Origin of the sequence: Mesorhizobium loti (assembly GCA_014189435.1) — a bacterium.
GTDB classification, from domain to species: Bacteria; Pseudomonadota; Alphaproteobacteria; order Rhizobiales; family Rhizobiaceae; genus Mesorhizobium; species Mesorhizobium loti_G.
Map to the genome: position 1 here is coordinate 2,726,569 of CP050293.1, position 16,402 is coordinate 2,742,970.

General features: G+C 60.3%; 13 protein-coding genes and 2 tRNA genes. 6 read left to right on the plus strand and 9 right to left on the minus strand.

Annotation, left to right across the window (positions count from 1 at the left end):
• Nucleotides 1-68: 68 nt before the first annotated feature.
• Both HB777_13240 and HB777_13245 read left to right on the plus strand, forming a co-directional pair.
• Nucleotides 69-830 carry a 3-oxoacyl-ACP reductase FabG gene (locus tag HB777_13240; GenBank protein QND64752.1) on the plus strand — a complete coding sequence of 254 codons (762 nt, stop codon included), beginning with the start codon at nucleotides 69-71 and terminating at the stop codon, nucleotides 828-830.
• 209 nt (nucleotides 831-1,039) lie between these two features.
• Nucleotides 1,040-2,932 carry a murein L,D-transpeptidase gene (locus HB777_13245; protein ID QND64753.1) on the plus strand — a complete coding sequence of 631 codons (1,893 nt, stop codon included), beginning with the start codon at nucleotides 1,040-1,042 and terminating at the stop codon, nucleotides 2,930-2,932.
• An 18-nt stretch (nucleotides 2,933-2,950) separates the two neighbouring features.
• On the opposite strand, the gene HB777_13250 is transcribed toward HB777_13245, so the two are convergent.
• From HB777_13250 to HB777_13275, 6 genes are all read right to left on the minus strand, one after another.
• Nucleotides 2,951-3,433, minus strand: coding sequence for a hypothetical protein (locus HB777_13250; protein ID QND64754.1), 483 nt, complete (start codon nucleotides 3,431-3,433; stop codon nucleotides 2,951-2,953).
• A gap of 201 nt (nucleotides 3,434-3,634) precedes the next feature.
• The gene (locus HB777_13255) at nucleotides 3,635-4,378 is read right to left on the minus strand and encodes a hypothetical protein (GenBank protein QND64755.1); all 744 of its coding nucleotides are present in this window, start codon (nucleotides 4,376-4,378) and stop codon (nucleotides 3,635-3,637) included.
• Between the two features lie 441 nt (nucleotides 4,379-4,819).
• Complete coding sequence (locus tag HB777_13260; GenBank protein ID QND64756.1) at nucleotides 4,820-5,077, minus strand: PepSY domain-containing protein; 258 nt, start codon at nucleotides 5,075-5,077, stop codon at nucleotides 4,820-4,822.
• A 154-nt stretch (nucleotides 5,078-5,231) separates the two neighbouring features.
• Nucleotides 5,232-5,624, minus strand: coding sequence for a hypothetical protein (locus tag HB777_13265; protein QND64757.1), 393 nt, complete (start codon nucleotides 5,622-5,624; stop codon nucleotides 5,232-5,234).
• Nucleotides 5,587-6,387 (minus strand): hypothetical protein, encoded by an 801-nt coding sequence (locus HB777_13270; GenBank protein ID QND64758.1) that lies wholly within the window; start codon nucleotides 6,385-6,387, stop codon nucleotides 5,587-5,589. The genes HB777_13265 and HB777_13270 overlap by 38 nt, the downstream gene beginning before the upstream one ends.
• A 254-nt stretch (nucleotides 6,388-6,641) precedes the next feature.
• Entirely contained in the window at nucleotides 6,642-6,992 is a 351-nt protein-coding gene (locus tag HB777_13275) for a hypothetical protein (protein ID QND64759.1), read from the minus strand.
• 314 nt (nucleotides 6,993-7,306) lie between these two features.
• Here HB777_13275 and HB777_13280 point away from each other — a divergent pair, with 314 nt between their 5' ends.
• Nucleotides 7,307-7,660, plus strand: a complete 354-nt coding sequence (locus tag HB777_13280; protein QND64760.1) for a hypothetical protein — start codon at nucleotides 7,307-7,309, stop codon at nucleotides 7,658-7,660.
• A gap of 237 nt (nucleotides 7,661-7,897) precedes the next feature.
• Here HB777_13280 and HB777_13285 read toward each other — a convergent pair.
• Nucleotides 7,898-7,971 (minus strand) — tRNA-Gln (locus HB777_13285).
• A 412-nt stretch (nucleotides 7,972-8,383) separates the two neighbouring features.
• Between HB777_13285 and HB777_13290 the strand changes: the two genes are divergently transcribed.
• Nucleotides 8,384-13,012, plus strand: a complete 4,629-nt coding sequence (locus tag HB777_13290) for a hypothetical protein (GenBank protein QND64761.1) — start codon at nucleotides 8,384-8,386, stop codon at nucleotides 13,010-13,012.
• A 721-nt stretch (nucleotides 13,013-13,733) separates the two neighbouring features.
• Here the strand turns inward: HB777_13290 and HB777_13295 are convergent.
• A tRNA-Val gene (locus tag HB777_13295) sits at nucleotides 13,734-13,808 on the minus strand.
• Nucleotides 13,809-13,947: 139 nt separating this feature from the next.
• A complete protein-coding gene (locus HB777_13300) occupies nucleotides 13,948-14,631 on the minus strand; it encodes a phosphoglycolate phosphatase (protein ID QND64762.1) in 684 nt (227 codons plus the stop codon).
• Nucleotides 14,632-15,014: 383 nt separating this feature from the next.
• On the opposite strand from HB777_13300, the gene rpiA reads away from it, so the two are divergent.
• Together rpiA and HB777_13310 are read left to right on the plus strand one after the other, a co-directional pair.
• A complete protein-coding gene (rpiA, locus tag HB777_13305; GenBank protein QND64763.1) occupies nucleotides 15,015-15,746 on the plus strand; it encodes a ribose-5-phosphate isomerase RpiA in 732 nt (243 codons plus the stop codon).
• Nucleotides 15,733-16,332 (plus strand): DUF2059 domain-containing protein, encoded by a 600-nt coding sequence (locus tag HB777_13310; GenBank protein QND64764.1) that lies wholly within the window; start codon nucleotides 15,733-15,735, stop codon nucleotides 16,330-16,332. The genes rpiA and HB777_13310 overlap by 14 nt, the downstream gene beginning before the upstream one ends.
• The last annotated feature ends 70 nt before the right edge of the window (nucleotides 16,333-16,402 follow it).

Consider the following 16,402-nt stretch of genomic DNA (forward strand, 5'->3'; position numbering starts at 1 on the left):
ATTCAGTTGACGCCGACGGGCAAGGCTGACAGATATTTATGTATCGATCATTACAAAAGGAGAAATCGATGTCATCGAATCAACTGGCTGGCAACCAACTGGGCGGCAAGGCCGCGCTCGTCACCGGCGGCAGCCGCGGCATCGGTGCGGCGATTGCGCGACGGCTCGCGGCCGACGGCGCCAGTGTCGCGCTGACTTATGTGCATGGCGAGGAACAGGCCCGTGCTGTTGTCGCCGAGATAGAGGCAAAGGGCGGCCACGCCATCGCGATCAAGGCCGACAACCGCGATGCCGTGGCCATAGACAAGGCCGTCGATGCCGCCGTGACCGCATTCGGCCGGCTCGACATCCTGGTCAACAGCGCCGGCATCTGGCGTGCCGCGCCGATCGATACGCTGTCGCTCGCCGATTTCGATGAAACCATGGAGGTCAATCTCAGAGCCCCGTTCATCGCCTCGAAGGCGGCGGCAGCGCATATGGGTGAGGGCGGCAGGATCATCTCGATCGGCAGCAATCTTGCCGAGCGGGTCACCGACACCAGTCTTGGCGCCTATTCGACCAGCAAGGCGGCGCTGGTCGGCCTGACCAAGGCGCTGGCGCGCGACCTTGGCCCGCGCGGCATTACCGCCAATGTCGTTCACCCCGGTTCGACCGACACCGACATGAACCCGGCTAACGGTCCGCATGCCGAACACCAGCGCCAGAAGATGGCGACACCGCGCTTCGGCAAGGCCGAGGACATCGCCGGCATGGTCGCCTGGCTGGCAGGCCCGGAAGGCCGTTTCGTCACCGGCGCTGCCTTGACCATCGATGGCGGCGCCAACGCCTGATCCGCAGTGGATTTCACGGCTGGAGCGGAACACCCCCGCTCCAGCCGTCACGATGTTGTGAAACCGTTCTGCAACAGGCGTTCCAAAATTTATGAAAGCTTAACGAAATCGGTATGAATCAGTATAGTCGCGCCTTACATCCGCCATGCGGTGAGCGAGACGATCTGACGTGCGGAACGGGAACCGGTTGCGACCGGAGCGGGTGATCCATGAAATTCCTCGGAAACAAAGCAGCCGTGCCGCTGATGGCGATCACGGCAACGCTGGCTTTCGGTGTCCCTCAGGCAGGTGCGCAGGGGCTGTTCGACATGCTTTTCGGCGGCGGCGTCAGGCACGCGCCGCAAGGCGAGTTTCCGCCCCCACCGCCGAAGCACAAGCCAAAGCCGAAAGTGCCGGGCGGCGGTGGTGGTGGCGGTGGTGTGAAAATCAGCAGCCCGTCCTACTACACCTACAAGGCCGATCGGCTGGTCCGCATCGACTTCTCGGCGCTGACTGCAGCGCCGCAGCCGGCGACGCCGCAGGATGCTGCCTTCGTTCCGTCAGCCACGGGTGCCGCCTTTCGTGACGCGGTTGCCAGCTTGGGTGATTACGAACTCTACGCCGAGCCTGACATCGCCAAGGCGCTGATCGCCTATTACTCGGCCAATCCCGATTTCATCTGGGTGACCGGAACCAGCCTCAACAGCCGCGCTCAGGATGCGGTGCGCGTCCTTGGCGAGGCTTCAAGCTATGGCCTCACGCCCGCCGACTATACGGTCGAGGTCCCCGCCGCCGGTACATCGACGGCCGACGCCAATGCGCAACTGAAGGAGCTCGTCCGCTTCGAGATGGCGCTGTCGGCACGCGTGCTGCGCTATGCCCATGACGCCCAGAACGGCCGCGTCGAGCCCAACCGCATGACCGGCTACTATGATTTCCCGGCCAAGCCGCTCGACTTGCAAGGCGTGCTGAAGACGCTGGCGCATACCCAGGAAGTGCGCACCTATCTCGAATCGCGGCATCCGCAGAATGCGGAATACCAGGCGCTGCGCGTCGAACTGGAATCGCTGCAGGCCAGTGCGGAAAACGAAATCGTCGTCGACCCCAAACTGTTGCTGAAGCCGGGCGAAACCAGCCCCGAACTGCCGAAGCTTTTAACCCTGATCGCGCGCAATCTCGATGACGAGATGGGCGGCGCCTATGGCGAGACCCTGTCCAGGCTGGCCACCAGCGAAGTCTATGACCCGGAACTGGTCCCGGTCATCAAGGCCGTGCAGCAAAAGGCAGGCATGAAGGGCGACGGCGTCATCGGGCCGCGCACCGTAGCGACGCTGGCCGGAACATCCAAGGCCGACAAGCTGCTGAAGGTGGAAGTGGCGCTGGAGGAACTGCGCTGGCTGCCTTCCGATCTCGGCAGCCCGCGTGTCTTCATCAACCAGCCGGCCTTCACCGCGAGCTATATCGACAATGGCGAGGAGAAGCTGAAGACGCGTGTGGTCGTCGGCCGGACCACCAACCAGACCGCCTTCTTCTACGACCAGATCAAGCAGGTCGATTTTCATCCCTATTGGGGCGTGCCGCAGTCGATCATCGTCAACGAAATGCTGCCCAGATTGCGCAACGATCCCGGCTATCTCGACCGGGCCGGCTACGAGGTGACCGATTCGCGCGGCAAGCGTATTCCTTCGTCGGCGGTCAATTGGGGCGCCTATGGCGCCAACATCCCCTACAGCGTGCGCCAGCAGCCGAGCGAGGCCAATGCGCTGGGCGAGCTGAAGATCCTGTTCCCCAACAAGCACGCGATCTACATGCACGACACGCCGCAAAAATCATTCTTCCAGCGTGACATGCGCGCGCTCAGCCATGGCTGCGTGCGGCTGCAGGATCCGCGCGGCATGGCGGCGGCGGTGCTCGGCACCTCGGTGGACTATATCGCCGAGAAGCTGAAACACGGCCACTCGACCGAGAACGTGACACGCACGATCCCGGTCTATGTCGCCTATTTCACCGCATGGCCTGATCTGTCCGGCAAGGTCGAATATTTCGACGACGTCTACGACCGCGACTCGCGGCTGAAGCAGGCCCTGGACGCCACCGAAGCGGTGCGTTCGCCGTCGAGTTGAGCAGAAGTCGCGTCGCCTCTAGCGCTCCGACAGTGGGCGCCGGAAGCCCGCGTCCCGTCCGGCGATCAGCCAATAGAGCAACCCGGCGACAAGGCCGGCAGCGGCAATGATGCCGATGTCGACCCAACGCTGCGGGTCCATGTCCTCCGGCGCACTCGGCCAGATCAGGGCGAAACCGCCGACCGCGGCGGCGGCGCCGAAGACCATGTGCAGCAGGACATTGCGCAACGAGAAGAACTCGGCAATCAGCGCGAAGATCAGCGTCTGCAGTGCGGTCACCACAATCGTCAGGAAATAAACGAACATGCCGAGCGGCGGCACCAGCAGGACCGCGATCGGCGAGACGCCCATGACGTCGAAATAGTCGGGCGCGTTGGGCAAGGAACTGAGCACGCCATAGATCACAGCCACGGCGATCAGGCCGACCAGCACCGACACAAAGTAGCCGGCTAACATCATCAATATACGCTTCATCACGTGCTTCGCCGTCGCCATGCCCATCCCCCAATGCGGCGCCCAGAGCAATTCCAGGAAAAGTGTGAAACGGCTCTCCGTCCGGAGTTGCGTCAAAACAAAGAGTTAGAGCGGTTCGCCGTTTCCGTGAAACGGTGAACTGCTCTAACGCGACAGTCAGCCATCAAAGCGAGACTGACGCAAGGGGAGGCGCCCCTTGGCGCGTGTCGCGGACACGCATCAGGCCGATCAGGCGCCACCGCACAAATGCTGCGAGTCCGGCAAAGCCCAGGTGCCTTTTGCGACAAGGTCCAGGGAATAATAGACCCGGCCGCGCTCATCGTCCCTGGGACAATCCCTGGGAATCGAGATCAGGCACATCTCGACCGCTTCGCCGACCTTCGAGGCGGCAAGGCCTGGCTCGCGATCATAGGAGACAGCGGTGCCGCCATTGGTGAAGGTCGCTGCACTGCCGGCCTCCGGACCGGCCGTTTCCAGCGGATCGTCGCCAAGCCGTGTGGTGAGTGTTTCGATATGGGTGGACGCGCATTGCCCGATTGCCGAGGGCAGGGGCTGGTCCGTCCCTGCCGGGTTGCGCGCGGCGGCTTCCAGCGCCTTCTTGCCGATCAGCGCGATGTTGTAATCCTGCACCCAGGACGGCGCACTGCCATAGGTTTGCAGCGCGTTGTTCAACGCACTGACGATGCAGGCCGTGTCGGCCACGCAGGCATTGCGGTCGGCGATCAGCCCGCGGGCGATCATGCGCTTGTCGCCGCCGAACGCCGGCTCGAAATCCTTGAAGGCCTTTGAGACCAGCAGATCGATGGCCGACAGCTGCGGGTCGGCACAAATCGCCTTTTCCGCCGACAGACGTGCCTTGCGGCAATCGAAGGATGGCCCGTCGGCCCGCGCCGGCGGGGCGGCGCCGAGGATGCCTCCGGCCACGATGGTGGCGAGCACGAGCAAAGAAAAGATTCGAACGGAAGATCGCATGCATGCCCCCAAGCCAGCAGGATTGCCCCAGGGCGCCGCCAGCGCCTTGGTTTCACTTCATACTCCAAGAGTGAACAATTTGGGGCGAGGCCAGGGCAATCGCTTCAGACAAATGACAAGTTCGACTTGTGGCTGAAACCATCGATCGCCGAAGTCGGCGCTGCCCCTCATCGCCCTGCCGGGCACTTCTCCCCGTATAGTGACGGGGAGAAGGAGGCTGGCCGCAACTTCAGCACCATTCTGGCGACGCTGGTGATTGGCGAAATCGGCGATTAGAGCGCCCCTCTCCCCGTCACCATACGGGGAGAGGATGCCGGCAGGCAGGTGAGGGGCGGCGCCAACGCTCGGAAAGGCTGACGAATTTGAAACCTGAAGCGATTGCCCTGTGGTCGAGAATGCGCCAGCGCATTCGCGTCGGATACGGGCCTTGCAGCCGAACCCCTATTTTGGCTCGGCGGTCACGGGATCGTAGGTGATTTCCACCTTCGCCTTGTCCGTCGTGTAGTAGGTGACCGTGTAGGCACCGCTATCCCAGTCGACCTCTTTCACATAGCGAAAGCCGTCGCGTTGTTCGACCTTGGCGATGATCTCCGACAATTTCTTGGCATTGGGCTGCGGCAGCGGAACATCGTCCGCGGCGAAGGCCGGCCCACCGGCGAGAAGAACGGCGACGCTGGTCGCCAGCAGAAATCTGGACATGGCTTTCCCTCAAGGTTTTGTCGGACAGAAACTCACCGGCAAGCCGGTTTGTTCCCTCACCCTGGAGACTTGCAGCCATTAAGACTTGCGATCATTCGATTTGACGATCGCGCAAGGTGCGCCGCATCGATACCTGGCCGGGAGAGCCCGTCAGTCAGGTAATATCCGCCGATGTGCCGCTTTCAATCCGATACAGTTCTTCCACATAGCCTCGGCGGAGCCAGTAGGGGCTCCTGTAGGTGCGAGCAAAGCTCGGATCGGCACCCAACAGCTTTGAAACGTGAAGAAGCCGCGTGCCGCCAGCGATGAGTTGCTCGCCCTCGTGGTTGATGCTGAGGAAGAAGCCCGATGTGATGCGCTTTATCTGTTGCACATACTCGTCAAAGATGCGGCGATTGATTTCCGGAAATGAATCCTGGTTGGCGGTGACCCGAAAGGTGCCGTCCGCTTCATTGGTGCAATTCCAGTTCGCTCTCAGTTTGATGGCGTCCCTGCGCGAGGGCTCGCCTTCAAGGCAAACCGCTTCCTGGCCGAGGGTTCCGATCAAGAAGTAACCCGACAGGACGTTCACGATTGGAAGGTCGAAGATCGTAACATCCTTGCGGCCCATCCGGTTCAGGTAGAATGCGGCAAGCCCGAGCCCCCCCGCCAAATTCGCAAATCCGGTCTTCGGGTGCGGCAATGTCCCGGATCCGGGTTGCCAGATAGAGTGCGTTGATGTGCCTGTAGTGGAGCAGGCCACCCCTGATTTTCAGACCGGCGACATGAACCGGCCCCTCGGGCGGGGTGATGCGTATGCCGAGTTGAGCTTCTATGGCGTCCACGATCTCGTCTGGATCCTGGAGACTGTTCTTGCCCCATTTCCCGTCCGTCCCCTGCTCGGGGCTTTCCACCGACAGGACGCCGAGCGCCTCGCCCAGGCAGAGCAACTTGTCGAAATAGCTGTACGCAACAAACTGCTCGTCGCGATCCCAATACGTATAGCCGTCTATTCCCGTCGTAATCCCGCCGAACCAGGTGTATTCCTTGCCGAAATCCACGAGATAACGTGACAGTTGCTCCGCATCCTCGGCGTGAATGAGGCTGAACATCTGGCCGAGATTGTCGCGCATCAACGCGGACCAGAGGTCGTCGTCGGTGATTTGCTTGAGCCGGCTCTCCTGCAGCATGGTCGCCTTGTATGCGTCAATCAGCCGGCGACATGTCACCACCATCTCCGGGTTCCATTGAGCGTCCTTCTTGCCGAACGGCAAGGGGCGAGCTTCGCTCCCCATGGGATGGACTAGCGTGTGGTGGAAAACATCGTTCATGAGTCCAGTTGTCTAAAGACCATTGGGAGAGCGGGCAATTTCAATCTCTCCTCCACGATCCCTCTTCCACAATCGTTTCCGAAAGGTTGTCCGGTGCAACCCTGGTATTGAACGCCACGATCTAACCTCCGCCCGATGTTGCAAAGACCGGTTCTGCAAACACGCTAATGAAAGTCAGATCACATATGGCTGGGAAAAGGGCGGTCCCCCTAAAAACGTCGTGATAATCCGACCCTAACACTGCAAGCCATCACTCAGGGGGTTTTCATATGCGCACGCGTCATGTCGTTGCCCCGACGATGTCCCCAACTGATGTGGGGCGCATCACGCTGAGCCATCGCTACCTGTTCGCGGGGCCGCCGCCCGCTTAACTTACGCGGCGCGTCGTTGAGCGGGGGGAGACCTGAACGGGTTCGACGAGGGTCGACGGCCGTCACGATGCTGTGGTGGTGATCGCAATAGACGCGATCCGGCGACGTTGACCCAGCACAAAAACGATAACCGCCGGGTACTGACGGGTCTTCGCTCACCGGGAAGCGGCACTGATAGAGGCCTAGCTGAATGAGGGGGACGTCTCTCGAAGTTGATCTGATATTTTCAGGCATGGTTTTTCAGGTTCCTAGTTTATAGCCATTGCCGGCTGACGGTCGCAGTGCGACCGCGCCAGGGCGAGCTTCTCTCGTTTTGGAGGGCTGTGGACCACCATATGGTGTTGATCGCGGCTTCAATGAAGCCCGAGGCCCTGCTTTTGGAAGCCAATCATTGCGACTTAAGGCCACACTAGCTGCTGGGAGGGCGGGCTGCGGGAGCGAATACATTTTGTCAGCAGACAGTGTGGTCGCGTCCCAGAACACCTCTGCGAACCGCTTCGCCAGTGCTAAAGTGTGCCTGTACTCACTAAACAGCAGGGATATGATGCATGCCCGAAGTCACCCGCCGTACACTTCTTGCGTTCACCGCCGTGGCCTCGGTCATTGAACCGACGTTTGCTGAAGGGGAAGGCGCCTCACCCGAATTGCGAGCGCTGATCGGAGCCCATGAAGCCACCTATGTCGAGCTTCACAGGGTTGTTCATCAAGCGGGCAGCAGCAGCCACGAATGCAAGAGGGCAGACCGGATTGAACAGGAAGCATTGCTGGCCATCTGTTCCTACCCTGCGACCAGCCGAGGCGACCGCCGGGCCAAGGCCGATTATCTGTTGATCGCTGAGGCTCGGGGTGAACTCGACCTGGAAGAGCACATGCAGGCCATTCTGCACTCGATGAAGCGCTGATCGCGGCTCGACCGGCGCATCTCCACAACCAGACATCGCCGACTTTACCACCATGGCGCACGTATCGTGGTTTTTTGGTGCACAGCTTTTTCTTCCAGGCAGCGGCAAATCGGTGGGCTGAAATGGTCATGCATTCCGGCCGCCGCTTCAATATCCGTGGCCATATTAGACAGCCTACGCCACAACTAGAAGGGAGAACAAAACTCCCAACCAAGCGGCCAACTGACACGAAATAATTGGCTAGGGAAGCCTGGATTCGAACCAGCACCAACGAAGTCAGAGTCCGTGGGTCCACCGTTGCCCTTTCCTCGGCAGCCGCTTGTCGCGCAGGGTGGGCCAAGCAGGCGCGCGCGCCTATCTCCTTACGCCTACTGTGGGCGCGCGCTGTACGAAGGTGGTACGCTAGCAACCTCTATTAACGTTTGACACCGTGCTAGCACGGGGACCAGTGTAGATTGGTAATAAGGGAGGATACCGCGCCGGGCTAACCCGGCTAACCCGCGCGACTTGTTGGGTTTTTTGCTCAGCGGCATATTCTTGGTCAAGCAATTGCTCGCCCAGGCTGTGGCGCTCCATTGCCTCGCTTTAGCAGAGGAGCGGGCATTCGCCGTCTTGCGCTCATGTTCCTTTAGCTCACGCTAGAAGAAGTTCGTCGCTTTATCCTCCTTGACAATCGCTGGTCAGGCTCCAGCCGCCAGTTACCTTGAGGAGGAGGGATCCGCCATGGCCAATATTGCCGGAACATCTCTGAGTGAGAGGATCAATGCGCTTGGAACCTATTACTGGGACGGAGCCAACTGGGTTTTCCTGAATTCCAAAGGCACAACCACTGGAGCGGACATTGTCCATGCCGGGGGCGGAAATGACGTGGTCGATGGCGGCAAAGGCAATGACAGTCTATTCGGCGAGGCGGGAAACGACCTGCTGATCGGCGGGTCCGGCAATGACCTGGTTGATGGCGGAGTCGATGACGACATCATCTATGGCGGAACGCAGACGGCAAACGCCACCGGCTCCGGTACTGACGATCTGCGAGGGGGTCTCGGGAACGACGTCATCCATGCCGGCGATGGCAATGACAAGTTGAGCGGCGACGACGGCAATGACAAGCTGTTTGGCGAAGCCGGGAATGACGAGCTTAGCGGCGGTGCAGGCGCTGATGTGCTGGTGGGCGGAGCCGGTGCTGACAAGCTAGATGGCGGTGCCGGGGGCGACCGTTATGTCCTAAATTCCGTAAGTGACTCACAGGCCACCGCAGCCGGCGCTTTCAACAGCAAAACGGGCGATGTCATTAATGGCTTCACATCAGCGGCTGAGACGGCAACGGTATCTTTGCAGGACAAAATCGACCTGCGTGGCCTTGTCAGTCAGATCGGCCATGCCCTGACCTGGAGCGGCGCGGCTCCGTCCAATTACGGCGTCTGGTCTTCCATTTCTGGAGGCAACACCTTCGTCAACGTCGATACGACGGGCGACCATATCGCAGACGTGGTCATCAAGATAACCACTACAGAGACATTGACTGCCAGCGACATTATTACCGATGCTACGGCCCCAACGGTGTCATCGACTGCTTACGGTACGCCCGGCGGATCGCTAAATGCTGGCGATACGGTGACCCTTATCGTGACCTTCTCGGAAGCTGTTCTTGTTTCGGGCGTGACACCGACTCTAACCCTGAACAGTGGTGGCACAGCGACCTATCTGAGCGGCTCGGGCAGCTCGACACTGGCTTTCACATACACCGTTGCCGCCGGTCAGAATACCTCCGATCTCGCTATCACGTCGCTCAATCTCAATTCCGCAACCATCACGGATGCAGCAGGCAACAACGCCAATGTCTTCGGCACTGCGTCCAACCCATCGGGGATTCTGATCGTCGATACGCTGGCGCCATCGGCACCCGCAGTAGCACTGGTCGTTGATAGTGGAGCCTCGAATACCGATCACGTCACAAACAATGGCGCGTTGAGTGTGACGGGTATTGAGACCGGTGCCACGGTCGAATACTCCATCGATGGCGGCGCCCACTGGCAGAGCACGTTCACGCCTCAATTCGGTCTGAACTCCCTGGCGGTCCGGCAGACGGATGCTGCTGGCAACTCCTCGATCGCAACTGACTTTGTCTTCTCACTCGTTCAGGAGGGATATGTCATTGATGGCTACATAGCAGGCGCCACTGTGTTTGCCGACGCTGACGGCAACGGTCAATTAAACCTTGGCGAGTATTCGGCAGTTACTGACAACTTCGGGCACTTTGTTCTACAAGGGGGATCAGGAGACCTTATTGTCATTGGCGGAACAGATACTTCGACCAATATAGGCCTGACTGGAAATCTCACGGCACCATCGGGGTCAGCGGTCGTTAGCCCGTTGACAACGTTGATCACGCTTCTGGTCAACGACCCGGCTTCAAATCTGGATGTCGCAGCCGCCGAAGCAACGGTGCTTGCCGCCTTGGGCCTTGCACCGCAAGTCGATCTTCTGACACTCGATCCCATCACGGCAGCTTTCCAGAACAACGCGGATCCCTTCCTTGCTGGCATTTCCGTCCTGAACACCGTCAGCATGATGGCGGCCGCAATTGCCGGCGCCGGCGGAGACCAGGATGGCGCGGCAACCGATGTCTTTGCGGCTCTTGCAAACCAGATATTGGGTCTTGGCACAGGGGAAGTTCTAGACCTGACGAATTCGTCGACGATCGGTGCGATCGCTGACGCTGCAGCGAATAATGCTCTGGATGCCGATCTCCTTCAGGCCCTTGAAGACGTCGTAGTTGCCAGCAATCAGACATTGGCGGATGACGCTGCGACCGCTTCAACGCCTGCGCAATTGGTCACAAACGCCACTGCCACGGCTTTCGTTGCCCAGGGTGACGCATCCAATGCCTTAGCCGCGGCGGCAGATGACGCCGGCCAAATCGGCAGTGTCGTCAATACATATACTGGCAGCGGACTTGATGCCGCGGTGAATTCCGCTCTGAGCCAGATCGGCAGCATTACGCCCGCCGTGCAGGAGCACGCTGCCCTTACGGGGGAACCGACAATTTCGGACCATCGATCCTCAATACGACGGTTATATCGACGGCGCCCGAGCCTAAACCCCACGGACAGCATCGACCTTGGGGGTGGCTATGACGTTCTGGCGCTGTTTGGGAATGGCAGCTTCGACCTGAATGGGCCGTCGGTTCTGGCGGGCGTCGATGAGGTGCGGCTGACCTATGTGGGCGGTTCCGGCCCCTCCGCGCTCACCCTGCGCGACGGGATGGACGTTTCGGTGAGTGTCAGCGGTTCCGGCAACGAGACGTCGATCTATCTGTCTTCGGGCAATGTGTCGCTCGACCTGGACGGCATCAATGGCGGCTTTTATCATTTGTCGAGCGGCACTGCGATCATTGATGGATCGGATAGCGGCTTCGACGACTCAACCTATTATTTCTCGACCGGCGAGGCCACGATCTCGGACGCCAACGCCGGCCGCAACCGCTATTATCTGTCGAGCGGCGCTGCGACCATCCACGCGGGAGGAGCGTACGATTACGATTCCGACCGCGGCTACAATTACTATTATCTTGCCGATGGCACCTATGCCCTGCACGGGGCCGATGCCAACCAGGATATCTTTGTCCTGAACAATGCCGCGCAGCTTCAGGCGGGTAGCCTGATCGATGGTGGCACGGGCAGCTACAATGAGGATGGTTCCTATCTTCCAATAAAAGACACGGTCGTGTTTAACGGCGCCTTCGACATCACGGCTCCGTTTTCGACGGCGATCTCCAATATCGAGGCCTTCTCGATCGGCGGCACGCTCAAGGTCAACCAGGCGAACCTGGCGGGCCTCGACTCCATCAGCGGCGGTACGCTCACCACAGAGGAAGCCGCGCTCGATCTGTCGGGAATGACTGTCAGCTCCCGTATCGAGAGCAGCTATGCCGGCGGCACCACCTTCACCGTGACCGACGCCTCCACGGTGTTCCATGTCTATGGCGGCGACGGCAACGATACCCTCATCGCCAGCGGCTTCACGCTCTCCGCCAATCAGAGGGACAGCATTTTTCTGAACAGTTCTATCGAGACGATTATCGATGGAAGCGGGACCTATGTGGCGCCCCTGCAACTGACTGCCGGCGCCGATACGCTGGCCTTTGATTCCAGCGACCTGACGAACAGCACGCTGAATGCGACGGCGCCCGATCTAAACCCCACGGACAGCATCGACCTTGGGGGTGGCTATGACGTTCTGGCGCTGTTTGGGAATGGCAGCTTCGACCTGAATGGGCCGTCGGTTCTGGCGGGCGTCGATGAGGTGCGGCTGACCTATGTGGGCGGTTCCGGCCCCTCCGCGCTCACCCTGCGCGACGGGATGGACGTTTCGGTGAGTGTCAGCGGTTCCGGCAACGAGACGTCGATCTATCTGTCTTCGGGCAATGTGTCGCTCGACCTGGACGGCATCAATGGCGGCTTTTATCATTTGTCGAGCGGCACTGCGATCATTGATGGATCGGATAGCGGCTTCGACGACTCAACCTATTATTTCTCGACCGGCGAGGCCACGATCTCGGACGCCAACGCCGGCCGCAACCGCTATTATCTGTCGAGCGGCGCTGCGACCATCCACGCGGGAGGAGCGTACGATTACGATTCCGACCGCGGCTACAATTACTATTATCTTGCCGATGGCACCTATGCCCTGCACGGGGCCGATGCCAACCAGGATATCTTTGTCCTGAACAATGCCGCGCAGCTTCAGGCGGGTAGCCTGATCGATGGTGGCACGGGCAGCTACAATGAGGATGGTTCCTATCTTCCAATAAAAGACACGGTCGTGTTTAACGGCGCCTTCGACATCACGGCTCCGTTTTCGACGGCGATCTCCAATATCGAGGCCTTCTCGATCGGCGGCACGCTCAAGGTCAACCAGGCGAACCTGGCGGGCCTCGACTCCATCAGCGGCGGTACGCTCACCACAGAGGAAGCCGCGCTCGATCTGTCGGGAATGACTGTCAGCTCCCGTATCGAGAGCAGCTATGCCGGCGGCACCACCTTCACCGTGACCGACGCCTCCACGGTGTTCCATGTCTATGGCGGCGACGGCAACGATACCCTCATCGCCAGCGGCTTCACGCTCTCCGCCAATCAGAGGGACAGCATTTTTCTGAACAGTTCTATCGAAGCCGTCCGGGACAACAGCGGACTCTACGGCAACGATCAGTCGAACGTTCTCTACGCAATCGCCAATGACACAATAACTGGCCAAGGAGGTAGCGACACATTCGTATTTTCGGCTGGTTTCGTGAGCGCGGTGATCACTGACTTCACACCAGGAACCGACATAATTCGAGATCCCCGGTGAGCTTTTCGCCACCTCTCAGATCTTGGATTATGCGACGCAACAAAATGCGGATGTCGTCTTCGACGCACTGACGGGAGATACTCTCAGACTCTACAACGTCAATCTCGCAAGTCTCAGTTTAGGCGACTTTGATTTGATATGATTGCAAGCCGGATCCACTTTCCGAGGCTATTCCAAATCAAGACGCCTGCAGAACCAAGTCATCCACTGCGCATCTGGTTTGGCTGGGGTCCTGGAAGCTTTTCGAACTCTTCGTCCGACACCCTCAGCCGAGCCGCGGCCACTTATCAAAGAGATCGGAAATATCGAGCCGCGCCGTGGAACAGAGGTGGCTCGGGAAAACTGGACAGGGGTTATGAGTGGAATTTTCGCCTGAACGCGGCATGACAGCCGGGGAAGGCCGCTGGCGCGCTGGGCATGTCCGTCAAGATCCTTGAAGAAGTGTACGGGCACGCACCACCCCGATTTCCAGAAAGAGCGGCAGAGGTAGCAGCGAAATTAAACCGCGCCCCGACCGCATGAAATTTGCTATACGGCAGGCGAAAAAGGACGGCAAAGAGCGCGCCGTGCCCGCGGTTTGGGCAGATACCGCCGCGCAGTGGCTCGCCGGCTACGACGGCGAAACGGTGGACGAGGCTTTTCGAAAATGAACGATAGAAGCCGGTAGTTGTGCGGAAACTGTGCGGAAGGAAAATTGATGACTGCTAAGCGCTTGAAAAGATGGTGGGCGATGCAGGGATTGAACCTGCGACCCCACCCGTGTGAAGGGTGTGCTCTCCCGCTGAGCTAATCGCCCGCTCGTTGCCCGAAGGCCAAGCGAGCCGCGATATAAGGGAGGCAGGTGCGGGAAGTCAAGGCGGTGTCGGGCGTTCTGACAAGGATCGGATTTGCTGTCCTTTCGGCCCTGTCTTCGACCGGCGCCGGCAGCTTTCCGGTCAGTTTCCGGCAGCGGCAATCAGCTTTTGCGCCAGATCGAGCGTCAGTGCGTCGAAATGCGAGATCACCGCCGAGGGCTCGAATTCGCGCACATGGCGGTCGGTGTAGCCGAAATCGACCGCCACCACCGGAATGCCGGCGGCCTTGGCGGTGTCGATGTCGGTTTGCGAATCGCCGACCATCAGCGCGCGATGCGGGTCACCGCCGGCCCGCTTGATGGTCTCGATCAGATGGCGCGGGTCGGGTTTGCGGAAGGCGAACGTGTCCTGTCCGGCGATTGCCGCGAAATGCCTGGTCAGGCCGAGCGCCTCGATCAGGGCCAGCGAGTTGGCTTCGTATTTGTTGGTGCAGATGGCCAGGAGATAGCCGGCATCCGCGAAGCGCGCGATCGCCTCGACGACACCGGGGTAGGGGCGCGATTTGCCGGGGATGTTGATCGTGTAGTGGTCGAGGAACAGTTTCAGCAGCCGGTCGTGCTCCGCGACATCGAGCGACCGCTGCTGGGCCGCGTGCGCCCGCTCGATCATGACCCGGCCGCCGTGACCGACAAAGCGCCTGAAGCCGGCCTCGTCGACCGCCGCGAGCGCGCTGGCGGCAAGACTGTGGTTCAAGCTGTCGAGCAGGTCCGGCGCTGTGTCGATCAACGTACCGTCGAGGTCGAACACGATGATCGGTCGGGTCATGGTCAGTCCTGCGCAGATTTGTACAAGGGGGAGGCGATAAAGGCTACGACGCGTCATGGCAAGCTGACTGGGGGCAAGCCGGCTTGGCAAAGCTCGCTCAGGCAGGCCCAAGAGCAGGACATTTCGCGGTGAGCTGCCAGATATAAAAAACCCGCCACGGCGGCGGGTCGCTGGCGCAAATCAGCACCATCGGCACATATGTAGCATAGCTGCCATCACCGGATCAAGAAAAATTCCTATCAGGCATGCCCGCGCATCGCCCTCTGCCCGCGCGTTGCACGACATGCAGCTCGCCAACAGCAGCAGGCCACCGCCAAAGGCTTTGACCAGACCGGCAAAGATGCTAGGAGCCCAAAACGTCAGGTTTCGGGGCAGCAAGCGGCATGGATGCAAGGCAATTGAAGGTCGAAGCCGCACGCGCGGCGCTCGCCCATGTGAGCGACGGCATGCGGCTCGGCATCGGCACCGGCACCACGGCCGAAGAGTTCGTGCGGCTGCTTGCCGAAAAGGTCGCCACCGGCATGACCATCGTCGGTGTGCCGACTTCGGAGCGCACCGCGCTGCTTTGCCGTGAGCTCGGTGTGCCGCTGTCGACGCTGGAGGAAACGCCCGAACTCGATCTCACCATCGACGGTGCCGACGAAGTCGACCCGGAGCTGACCTTGATCAAGGGCGGCGGCGGCGCGCTGCTGCGCGAGAAGATCGTCGCCGCGGCGTCCCAGCGCATGATCGTCATTGCCGACCGGTCGAAGATGGTCGAGACGCTCGGCCGTTTTCCGCTGCCGATCGAAGTCAACCAGTTCGGCCTGCGCGCGACCGAAATCGCGATTGGCGCCGCGGCTGAAAAGCTCGGTCTTTCCGGTCCGGTTATATTGAGGATGACGGAGGGCCAGGCTTTTGTTACAGACGGCGGCCATTTTATCCTCGATGCATCTTTTGGCCGCATTCCGGATACAAGAGCGCTTTCGAATGCTCTCCATGCCATTCCTGGCGTGGTCGAGCATGGTCTTTTCATCGGGCTGGCTTCAGCGGCCATCATCGCCGGCGGCGACGGTATCCAAACCGTCCATGCCGCCCGAAAACCAGGGAGTTCTACCGATCATGATGTTGCATAACCGGGTTCGCAGCCTTTGCGCCGTTCTGGCGGCTTCGGCCGTTCTTGCCTTCTCTTCGCCGGCGTTTTCACAGGATGTCACGGAATCGCACCTGAAAGCCGCACGCGCGGCAGTCGCGGCGATCCACGCGACCGACCCGTTCGACAACATCCTGCCGCAGGCAGCCGCAGCGCTTGAGTCGCAGCTTATCCAGAAGAACCCGGACATGCAGGAACTGATCGGCAAGACGATCGCCGAGAAGGCGCTGGGGCTGGCCTCGCGCCGCGCCGACCTCGAGAAGGAAGCAGCACTCGCCTACGCAAAAGTGTTCTCCGAAAAGGAACTGACCGATATCGCCGCCTTCTACAATTCCGATGCGGGCAAGAAGCTGCTCGACAGCGGCCCGACGGTGACCCGCGACCTGATCAAGGCAGCCGACATCTGGCAGAACGGCGTCGGCCGTGATCTCGCCCAGCAGGTCGGCGAAACGCTGGCCGCTGCCGCCAAGGCAAAGGCGCCGGCAGCACCAGCCGCGCCCGCTGACGACGCCGCTCCGGCGGATGGCGCAGCACCCGCCGATGGTGCGGCCCCCGCCGACAACAACTGATCCTGCATTTCAAAACGGCCTAGCGGCCATCTGCAAAAGCCCGGCTTGTCCGGGCTTTTCTTTGATGCTT